Source organism: Streptomyces sp. ADMS, from assembly GCF_033441795.1.
In the GTDB taxonomy this organism is placed as follows: domain Bacteria; phylum Actinomycetota; class Actinomycetes; order Streptomycetales; family Streptomycetaceae; genus Streptomyces.
Genome location: NZ_JAVFVX010000302.1, coordinates 1 through 1,540, shown reverse-complemented (window position 1 = coordinate 1,540; position 1,540 = coordinate 1). Strand labels below are relative to the sequence as shown.

The 1,540-nt window shown below is 68.4% G+C and carries 1 protein-coding gene; it reads right to left on the bottom strand.

The features are described from left to right. Nucleotides 1–1,536 (bottom strand): ribonuclease J (locus tag RB628_RS40550; protein WP_318325656.1); only part of this gene is annotated, 1,536 nt, incomplete at its 3' end. Between the last annotated feature and the right edge of the window lie 4 nt (nt 1,537–1,540).

Below are 1,540 nucleotides of genomic sequence, written 5' to 3'. Positions count from 1 at the left end.
GAGCTGTTCCAACTGGCGTGCGTCGCCGACGCCCTCCTGGGCGGCGGTGGCCAGCGTCTTCTCGATGACGGGGATGACCGGTTCGAAGGTGGTGTCGTCGTGGACGAACCCGCGGGCCAGGAAGTCGGGAGTCTCGGCGAGGGCGCCCGTGTCGGCGTCGACGATCGCCACCACGGTGACCACGCCTTCCTCCGCGAGGGTGACGCGGTCCTTGAGGGACGCTTCGGTGGCGCCGCCGACCTCCATGCCGTCCACGTAGACGTTGCCCGCGGGCACCTTGCCGGTGATCGACGCACGCCCGTCGACGAGGTCGACGACGACGCCGTCCTCGGCGATGACCACCCGTTCGGGATCGACCCCCGTACGGATGGCGAGGTCGGCGTTGGCCCGCAGGTGGCGCCATTCGCCGTGCACGGGCATGACGTTGCGGGGGCGGACGATGTTGTAGCAGTACACGAGCTCACCGGCGCTGGCGTGTCCGGAGACGTGCACCTTGGCGTTGCCCTTGTGGACGACATGGGCGCCCCACCGGGTCAGCCCGTTGATCACCCGGTAGATGGCGTTCTCGTTGCCGGGGATCAGCGAGCTGGCGAGCAGGACGGTGTCGCCCTTGCCGATGCGGATCACGTGGTCGCGGTTGGCCATCCGGGACAGCGCGGCCATCGGCTCGCCCTGGGATCCGGTGCACACCAGGGTGATCTTGTGGTCCGGCAGCTTCTCCAGTTCCCTGGTACTGACGACCAGGCCGCCGGGAATCTTCAGGTACCCGAGATCGCGGGCGATGCCCATGTTGCGGACCATGGAGCGGCCCACGAAGGCGACCTTGCGGCCATGCTGATGGGCGGCATCGAGGACCTGCTGGATGCGGTGCACGTGGCTGGCGAAGCTGGAGACGATCACCCGGCGCGGGGCGGTGCGCATCACCTGCTCGATCGCCGGGTTCAGGTCGCGCTCGGAGGTGGTGAAACCAGGGACCTCGGCGTTGGTGGAGTCGGTGAGGAAGAGATCGACGCCCTCCTCACCGAGGCGGGCGAAGGCGCGCAGGTCGGTGATGCGGTCGTCCAGCGGGAACTGGTCCATCTTGAAGTCACCGGTGTGCAGCACCATCCCGGCCCCGGTGCGGATCGCGACGGCGAGCCCGTCCGGGATCGAGTGGTTGACCGCCACGAACTCGCAGTCGAAGGGGCCGAAGCCGCGCCGGTCGCCCTCACGTACCCGCACCGTGCGCGGCCGGATTCCGTGCTCCTTGAGCTTGGCCTCCAGGAAGGCGAGGGTGAGCTTCGAGCCGACGACGGGGATGTCGGAGCGCTCTCGCAGCAGGTAGGGCACGCCGCCGATGTGGTCCTCGTGGCCGTGGGTGAGCACGATGGCCACGATGTCGTCGAGGCGGTCACGGATCGACGTGAAGTCCGGCAGGATCACGTCCACGCCGGGCTGGTTCTCTTCGGGGAACAGCACGCCGCAGTCGACGATCAGCAGCTTGCCTGCATGCTCGAAGACGGTCATGTTGCGGCCGATTTCACCAAGACCGCCCAGGGCG